The organism is Cobetia sp. 29-18-1, from assembly GCF_029846405.1.
In the GTDB taxonomy this organism is placed as follows: Bacteria; Pseudomonadota; Gammaproteobacteria; order Pseudomonadales; family Halomonadaceae; genus Cobetia; species Cobetia amphilecti.
In genome coordinates, this window is sequence record NZ_JARWKS010000016.1 from 105,070 (window position 1) to 113,607 (window position 8,538).

The 8,538-nt window shown below is 61.3% G+C and carries 7 protein-coding genes; 3 read left to right on the forward strand and 4 right to left on the reverse strand.

Going from position 1 to position 8,538, the window contains the following annotated elements:
* Nucleotides 1–145: 145 nt before the first annotated feature.
* The 3 genes from secA to QD208_RS13170 all read left to right on the forward strand — a co-directional run bounded on the left by secA (nt 146) and on the right by QD208_RS13170 (nt 5,282).
* The gene (gene secA / locus QD208_RS13160) at nt 146–2,908 is read left to right on the forward strand and encodes a preprotein translocase subunit SecA (RefSeq protein WP_279837051.1); all 2,763 of its coding nucleotides are present in this window, start codon (nt 146–148) and stop codon (nt 2,906–2,908) included.
* Nucleotides 2,909–2,997: 89 nt separating this feature from the next.
* A complete protein-coding gene (gene argJ, locus QD208_RS13165) occupies nt 2,998–4,221 on the forward strand; it encodes a bifunctional glutamate N-acetyltransferase/amino-acid acetyltransferase ArgJ (protein ID WP_279837052.1) in 1,224 nt (407 codons plus the stop codon).
* Nucleotides 4,222–4,328: 107 nt separating this feature from the next.
* Nucleotides 4,329–5,282, forward strand: a complete 954-nt coding sequence (locus QD208_RS13170; RefSeq protein WP_043332483.1) for a Nudix family hydrolase — start codon at nt 4,329–4,331, stop codon at nt 5,280–5,282.
* A gap of 131 nt (nt 5,283–5,413) precedes the next feature.
* Here the strand turns inward: QD208_RS13170 and yacG are convergent, their stop codons facing one another.
* From yacG to QD208_RS13190, 4 genes are all read right to left on the reverse strand, one after another.
* Complete coding sequence (gene yacG, locus QD208_RS13175) at nt 5,414–5,659, reverse strand: DNA gyrase inhibitor YacG (RefSeq protein ID WP_043332481.1); 246 nt, start codon at nt 5,657–5,659, stop codon at nt 5,414–5,416.
* Complete coding sequence (gene coaE, locus QD208_RS13180; protein ID WP_279837053.1) at nt 5,652–6,302, reverse strand: dephospho-CoA kinase; 651 nt, start codon at nt 6,300–6,302, stop codon at nt 5,652–5,654. Before coaE ends, yacG begins: the two co-directional genes overlap by 8 nt.
* The gene (locus QD208_RS13185; protein ID WP_279837054.1) at nt 6,299–7,159 is read right to left on the reverse strand and encodes an A24 family peptidase; all 861 of its coding nucleotides are present in this window, start codon (nt 7,157–7,159) and stop codon (nt 6,299–6,301) included. The genes coaE and QD208_RS13185 overlap by 4 nt, the downstream gene beginning before the upstream one ends.
* 92 nt (nt 7,160–7,251) lie before the next feature.
* On the reverse strand, nt 7,252–8,490 hold the full coding sequence (locus QD208_RS13190; protein ID WP_225347623.1) for a type II secretion system F family protein: 1,239 nt from the start codon (nt 8,488–8,490) through the stop codon (nt 7,252–7,254).
* Nucleotides 8,491–8,538: the final 48 nt, after the last annotated feature.

An 8,538-nucleotide genomic window follows, 5' to 3' on the forward strand; every position in this document is an offset into this window, starting at 1 on the left:
TGAGGTTCGTTTTCTCTTTCGAGCGTAATGCCTGATGGGCCCCGGGCCACATCGAGCTGCCCCGTCATCGCCTTTGGCGGCAGCGCTTGAGTGTCATGATATATGAAGGCGTGACCCGACCCCGGGTCACGTACAAGGACAGAATATGCTGGGTAAATTCCTGACCAAGGTAGTGGGTTCCAAGAATGATCGCGAAGTGAAGCGCCTGCGCAAGCGGGTCAACGCGATCAATGCGCTCGAGAGCGAGCTTGAACCGCTCTCCGATGAGGCGCTGACAGCCAAGACCACAGAATTCCGCGAGCGTCTCGCGCAAGGGGAACACCTCGACAAGCTGCTGCCGGAAGCCTTCGCGACCGTGCGTGAGGCCAGCAAGCGCATCATGGGCATGCGTCACTTCGATACCCAGATGGTCGGCGGCATGGCGCTGCACGAAGGGCGCATCGCCGAGATGAAGACCGGTGAGGGCAAGACGCTGGTGGGAACGCTGGCGGTCTACCTGAACGCACTGACCGGCGAAGGCGTCCACGTGGTGACGGTCAACGACTATCTGGCCACCCGTGATGCCAACTGGATGCGTCCGCTGTATGAATTCCTCGGCCTGAGTGTCGGTGTCATCTACTCCGGCCAGCCCAATGAAGACAAGCGCGCCGCCTATCAGGCCGATATCACCTACGGCACCAACAACGAATACGGTTTCGATTACCTGCGCGACAACATGGCCTTCTCGCTGGAGGACAAGGTCCAGCGCAAGCTGCACTTCGCCATCATCGATGAGGTCGACTCCATCCTGATCGATGAGGCGCGCACTCCGCTGATCATCTCCGGTCCGGTGGAAGAGAATACCGACCTCTACAAGATCATCGATCGCATGGCGCGCGAGCTCGAGCAGTGCAGCGATGAGGAAGATCCGGAAAGCGGCGACTTCACCCTTGATGAGAAGCAGAAGCAGGTCGAGCTGACCGAGTTCGGCCACCAGAAGGTCGAGGCGCTGCTGCGTGCCCAGGAGCTGCTCGGGGAAGAGGATTCCCTGTATGCGGCCCAGAACCTGAGCCTGCTGCACCACGTGCACTCTGCGCTGCGTGCCCAGAACCTGTTCGTGCGTGACGTGGATTACATCGTCAATAACGGTGAAGTGGTCATCGTCGATGAGCACACCGGGCGTACCATGGTCGGTCGTCGCTGGTCTGAAGGCCTGCACCAGGCGGTCGAGGCCAAGGAAGGTGTTGCCATCCAGAAGGAAAGCCAGACGCTGGCATCCACGACCTTCCAGAATTACTTCCGTCTCTACGACAAGCTGTCCGGCATGACCGGTACGGCCGATACCGAGGCCTTCGAATTCCGCCAGATCTACAACCTCGACGTGATGGTCATCCCGACCAACAAGCCCATCGCGCGCAAGGACATGAATGATCTGGTCTATCTGACCGCGGAAGAGAAGTTCAACGCCATCATTGAGGATGCCCGCGAGAAGGTCGCGGAAGGCCGTCCGGTGCTGGTGGGTACCGCCTCGGTCGAGACCTCCGAGCTGCTGTCACAGATGATGCACAAGGCGGGCGTCAAGCATCACGTCCTGAACGCCAAGCAGCACGTCAGCGAGGCTGCCATCATCGCCCAGGCGGGTCGTCCGGGCGCCGTGACCATCGCGACCAACATGGCCGGTCGTGGTACCGACATCATGCTGGGCGGCAACTGGGAAGCCGAGCTTGCCGAGCTGGAAGCGCCGACCGAAGAGCAGATCAACGAGATCAAGCATGGCTGGCAGGAGCGTCACGAAGCCGTGTTGGCGGCGGGCGGTCTGCACGTGATCGGCTCCGAGCGTCACGAATCACGCCGTATCGACAACCAGCTGCGCGGTCGTGCCGGTCGCCAGGGTGACCCGGGCTCCACGCGCTTCTTCCTGTCGCTGGAAGACAGCCTGATGCGTTTGTTCGGCTCTGACCGTGTTCAGCGTCTGATGGGCGCGCTGGGGCTCGAGAAGGGCGAAGCCATCGAGCACAAGATGGTCTCCAATGCCGTCGAGCGCGCGCAGAAGAAGGTCGAGGGTCGCAACTTCGACGTGCGCAAGCAGCTGCTTGAGTACGATGATGTCGCCAACGACCAGCGCAGCGTGATCTATGAGCAGCGCAACGACATCCTCGAAGCTGACGAGATCGCCGAGAACATCGCCGGCATCCGTCGCGAGGTGCTCGATGACGCCATCTCCCTGCGTGTGCCGCCGCAGAGCCTGCCGGAACAGTGGGACCTGCCGAGCCTCGAGAACGACCTCAAGACCGACTTCAACCTCGATCTGCCGCTGGTGCAGTGGGCGGAAGAGGACGAGCACTTCCATGAGGAAACGCTGCGTGAACGTCTGCAGGCCGCCCATGAAGCGCTTTATGCCGACAAGGTCGAGGCCGTTGGCCCTGAGCTGATGCGCCGCTTCGAGAAGCAGGTCATGCTTCAGGTGCTGGACACGCGCTGGAAGGAGCACCTGCAGGCGATGGACAACCTGCGTCGCGGTATCCACCTGCGCGGCTATGCCCAGAAGAACCCGAAGCAGGAATACAAGCGCGAAGCGTTCGAGCAGTTCCAGACGCTGCTGGTCAACATCAAGTCCGACGTGGTGCGCATTCTCAGCCACGTGCAGGTGCGTCGCCAGGAAGAGGTCGACACGCTGGAAGAAGAGCGTCGTGCCAACCTCGAGCGTGAGCAGGCAAGCGCCGAAACGCGCCGTGTCGATGACGATGCGGTCAGTGAAGACGGTGTCCAGGCGGCCGAAGAGGTCGTCGAGGCACAGTACGGCGCGCAGCCTCAGGCCCAGGGCGATGGCGAGCCGATGCGCCGCGATGTGCCCAAGGTCGGTCGCAACGACCCGTGCCCGTGCGGTTCCGGCAAGAAATACAAGCAGTGCCACGGCAAGCTGAGCTGACACTGCGCCAAACAGCCTCCCTGCGCGTCACGTCGATTCGGCTCGCAGGAGGCAGTTGTCACAGAACACCATGATTGGAGACGTGAACGATGGCGGTAGGGCCTTCCACTTTTCCCGCTGACATGCCGGCGATTGCCGGCTTTCAGATCGGGGTTGCTGAAGCCGGTATCAAGAAGCCGGGTCGTCGTGATCTGGTGATCATGGCCCTCGAGGCAGGGTCGCGTCTTGCAGGCACTTTTACCCGCAACGCCTTCTGTGCGGCACCGGTCCACGTCGCACGTGAGCACCTCACGGCAGGCGTCGAAGGGCCGCGTTATCTGGTGATCAACACCGGCAATGCCAATGCGGGGACTGGCGAGCAGGGCATGACCGATGCTCGCGCGACCTGTCAGGCATTGGCGGAGATCGCCGGCTGTGATGCAAAGGCAGTATTGCCGTTCTCGACCGGCGTGATCGGTGAACCGCTGCCGATGGATCGCCTGACGGCGGCGTTGCCGACAGCCTTTGCCGACCTGGGCGAGGGCGACTGGTCTGCCGCGGCGCATGGCATCATGACCACCGATACGCGGCCCAAGGGCAGCTGGCGGACGCTTGCGCTGAGCAATGGCGAGAGCGTGACGCTGGCCGGTGTCTCCAAGGGCTCCGGCATGATCTGCCCGAACATGGCGACCATGCTGGGCTTCGTGGCCACCGATGCTGATCTCGCCATCGACCAGGCGGCGCTCGATGCCATGCTGCGCCGGGTGGTGGTCAAGAGCTTCAACAGCATCACCGTCGATTCCGATACCTCCACCAATGATGCCTGCATGCTGGCTGTCACGGGGCAGGCCGGGCGCGTCGAGGGTGAAGACCTGATCGCGTTCGAGGCCGCCCTGGCGGAGGTCATGCTCGAGCTGGCTCAGGCCATCATTCGTGATGGCGAGGGGGCGACCAAGTTCGTCACCATCGAGGTCAGCGAGGCGCGTTCACAGGAAGAGGCGCGTGCCGTCGGCTTTACCGTCGCGCACTCGCCGCTGGTCAAGACAGCGCTCTATGCCAGCGACGCCAACTGGGGTCGCATTCTGGCGGCCGTCGGACGTGCGCCGCTGGAAGAGCTGGACGTCACGGGTGTCGCGATCACGCTCAATGGCGTCACCATCGTCGAACAGGGCGGTCGTGCCGACAGCTACACCGAAGCCGCCGGCAGTGCCGCCATGGCCGAGGAAGAGCTGGTGATCGGCATCCGCCTGGGACGTGGACAGCAGGAAGCTCGCATCTGGACATCGGATCTGTCCCACGATTACGTCTCGATCAACGCTGATTATCGTAGCTGACGCCCCAGGGCGGAGGCTTGTGCTGAAACGGTAATGCAATATCTCCCGCAGGCTTCGCCTCTCGAGGCGGAGTCGGATGTACAACGCGAGTCAAAGGTACAGGCATCATGCCGAAGCGAAGGGTTCACGTGGCGGCTGCCGCCATCTTAAACGAACAGGGCCAGGTCCTGATTGCACGTCGTCCCTCGACGGTGGATCAGGGCGGCTTGTGGGAGTTTCCGGGTGGCAAGCTGGCGCCTTACGAAACCGGTCTGGAAGCGCTCAAGCGTGAGCTGTGCGAAGAGCTGGGCATCGAGATCATTCGTGCTCAGCCGCTGATCCGTATTCATCACGAATACCCGGACAAGCACATCCTGCTGGATGTGTGGGAAACGCGTCAGTTCACTGGCGAGCCCTTTGGTCGTGAAGGGCAGGCAGTGCGCTGGGTCGAGATCGAGGACCTCTACAAGTACGCCTTCCCGGCGGCGAATCTGCCGATTCTGCGGGCGGTCTCGCTGCCGCGCGAGTATCTGATCACGCCGGAAGAGGCCGATGAGGACGTCTTCGAGACGCGCCTGACGCGTGCGCTGGATGAGGATGGCGTGCGTCTGGTCCAGCTGCGCGCCAAGGAGCTGGATGAGGCGGCCTATATCGCGCGTGCCGAGAAGGCGTTGGCGATCTGTCATGCGCGTGGCGCCCGTCTGCTGCTCAACGCTGAACCGTCCATGCTCGGCAAGGTCGATGCGGATGGTATCCACCTGACCAGCGTGCGTCTGGCGGAGCTGGCGGAAAAGGGCGAGCGTCCGATTGCCGCCAACAAGTGGCTGTCTGCCTCCACCCATGATCAGCAGCAGCTGGATCAGGCCGGCCGTGTGGCGTGTGACTTCGTGTCACTGTCGCCGCTGCGTGTGACACCGTCGCACCCGGAGCGTCCGCCGCTGGGCTGGCATGACTTCCAGGGGCTGGTCGAGCAGGCGTGCATGCCGGTCTATGCACTGGGCGGCATGTCCCGCTATGACAGCGATCACGCACGCGCCGTCGGTGCCCAGGGTATCGCATCGATCCGTGATTTCTGGAAGTGATGATCGCGCGTTGATGGCAGTTGCCTGAACGAAAAAAGACCCTCGAGGCTAGCCTCGAGGGTCTTTTTTATGCCCAGCGTCTTGAGTGCCGAGCTTTTTATCAGCCTGAACCAGCAGGGCTCTGTCGAGCGCTACTGCTGATGCATGTCGCGCTCCATGCGCGCCACCATCTCGTCGATGCTGGTCTCATCCATGGCGGGCTCACCGGCGATGCTGTGGGATTCGTCAGCCCAGGCGCCAAGATCGAGCAGTTGGCAGCGCTTGCTGCAGAAGGGGCGAAACTCGCTGGCGGCACTCCATACCACGTCGGTACGGCATTGCGGGCAAGCGACGGTCAATGGTGTCTTGCCATTGTGGGAAGCGGTGGCATCAGACATGAGGGGTGTCCTGAAACGGTGTATGGGGGGCGCTCAGTGATCGATAGTAGGCATCCATGGCCGCTACCTGTTCACGAAGATGCGCCTGGCTTCCGTCATTGTCGATGACATCGTCGGCCTTGGCCAGTCGTGTCTCGCGTGGCAGCTGGGCGGCGAGGATGGCGCGTACCTGTGCTTCGCTGACACCATCGCGGCTCAGCGTGCGCACCAGCTGGATATCCTGGCTGACATCCACCACCAGGGTGCGTGAGACGAGGCTGTCCTGGCCGGATTCGAACAGCAGAGGAGAGACCAGCAGGCGATAGGGACTGGTCATGGCCGCCAGGTGCTGCACGATCCGCTCCCGGATACGCGGATGGGTGCAGCGCTCCAGCCACTGGCGCTCCTCGGGGGCAGCGAAGATCCGCTCGCGTAGCGCGGCGCGATCAAGCTCGCCCTGCGCCGTGACGATCGACTCGCCGAAGTGGGCGATGATCTCGGCCAGTGCGGTTTCGCCGGGACGCACGATTTCGCGCGAGACATCATCGGCATCCACCCATTGGATGCCCAGCTCGCCGAACAGCCGCGCGACGCTCGATTTGCCGCTGCCGATGCCGCCTGTGACACCGATGATGGGGCCTTGGGGTACAGAAGTCGTCGTCATGCGCCGATCACGCTCAGGTAGAGGCTCATCAAGGGCGTGCCAAACAGCAGGGCGATCCAGCCGGCAACCGCCAGGTAAGGTCCGAAGGGCATCGGGGCGCCACGCAGACGCGGTACCAGCAGTTGCAGCAGGATGCCCAGAACGGCCCCGAGACCAGCGGACAGAATCAGCAGCAGCGGCAACCACTGCCAGCCGAGCCAGGCACCGAGAGCGGCAAGCAGCTTGAAGTCACCGTAGCCCATGCCTTCCTTGCCGGTGACCAGCTTGAATAGCCAGTAGAAGCTCCACAGCACCACATATCCCGCCATCGCGCCGATCACGGCACTGGGCAGCATCAGAGGCTGGAACAGCAACTGATAGGCGAGGCCTGCCCACAGCAGTGGCAGGGTGATGGCATCTGGCAGCAGCTGGGTGCGGAAGTCGATGACTGACAGTACCAGCAGGGTCAGACAGGCACCGAAGATCCACAGGCTCTGTGCCTCCAGGCCGTAGATCAACGCGATGGAAGCGCCGAGCGCGCCACCGGCAAGTTCCACCAGCGGGTACTGCGCGCTGATGCGCGTATTGCAGCTGGCGCAGCGGCCACGGCGTTTCAGCCAACCGAGGATGGGGAGGTTGTCGTGCCACTTGATCGGCGTGTCACAGCCCGGGCAGCGTGATGCAGGGACCAGCAGATTGAAGCGCGGTGTGTCTTCGGCTTCCAGCTCCAATGCCTCGCGGGCCTCGGCGCGCCATTGGCGCATCATCATCACGGGCAGGCGGGTGATGACGACATTCAGAAAGCTGCCGACCAGCAAACCGAATATACCGGCCAGGCAGGCTTGCAGTGTGGGGGAGAGTTGGGCGAGTGATTCCACGAGTCGTCCTTGTCAGTAAATGACACGGCCGCGTCCCTGAGGTGGCGCGGCCGCTTGGCATGAAAGCTTCTTTCGAGACAAAAGGCTGCGTGCTAGATCGCGTTGCCCAGCTCGAAGATGGGAAGATACATCGAGACCACAAGCCCGCCCACCAGGGTGCCTAGCACCACGATGATCAAGGGCTCCAGCAATGAGGTCAGGGCATCTACCTTGTTGTCGACGTCTTCTTCGTAGAAATCCGCCACCTTGTTGAGCATGGCATCCAGTGAGCCGGATTCCTCGCCAATCGCCACCATCTGCACCGCCAGTGTCGGGAACAATTGCGTATTGCGCATGGCGAAGTTCAGCTGCTGGCCGGTAGAGACATCTTCCTTGATCTGGGCAATGGCACGCTCATACACCTTGTTGCCTGAGGCGCCAGCGGCAGTATCAAGTGACTCTACCAATGGAACACCTGCCTGGAAGGTTGTAGCCAATGTGCGTGAATAGCGAGCGACAGACGATTTATCCAGAATATCGCCGAGCACAGGTACCTTGAGCATGAAGCGGTGACTGGCGTAGGCAAACTTCTCAGAGCGCTTGATTCCCTGCGCAATAAGAACGACGGTCAGGATTATCGCGCCTAGCGCAACATACCAATAATTCTGCGCATACTCGGATAAGGTGATCGTCAGCTGAGTAAATGCTGGCAGCTCGGCGCCGAAGCCCTGGAAAAGACTTTCAAATTGCGGAACTACCTTGATCAACAGAATAGCTGTTACCCCGATCCCGACGCCGATCACGGCGATAGGGTAATAAAGTGCTTTCTTGACGCGCGCCTTGAGGGAATCAATCTTTTCTTTATACGTCGCGACACGGTCGAGCATCTTGTCCAGGGCGCCAGCTTGTTCGCCGGCTTCGACAAGATTGGCAAACAGGTTATCAAAATGCTGGGGGTGTTTGCGCAAGGCTTCCGAAAAGCTGGCGCCTGCTCCCACCTGATTCATCATGTCTTCGACCAGATGACGCATGCCTGGACTCTTCATGCTTTCAGCCACGATGCCAAATGCCTGAAGTACCGGTACGCCAGCACGGATCATGGTCGCCATCTGACGGGCGAACATGGTGACATCCTTGCCACTGACCTTCTTGCTGCCGCCAAACAGGGAGGACTTCTTGCGCAGGCGTTTGAGTACGATCCCTTGACTGACCAGCGTGTTCTTGACCTGATCGACATTGGCCGACATCAGCTCGCCCTTGACGTTTTCACCGCGCGAGTTCTTGCCTGACCATTGCCAAGTTTCAATGCCAGCTTTTTTCTTGTCTTTCTTGGCAGTTCTGGGAGTTGCCATTGAAGTGGACCCCAGAATTCGGACCAGGCGCTAAGCTCTGATCATACC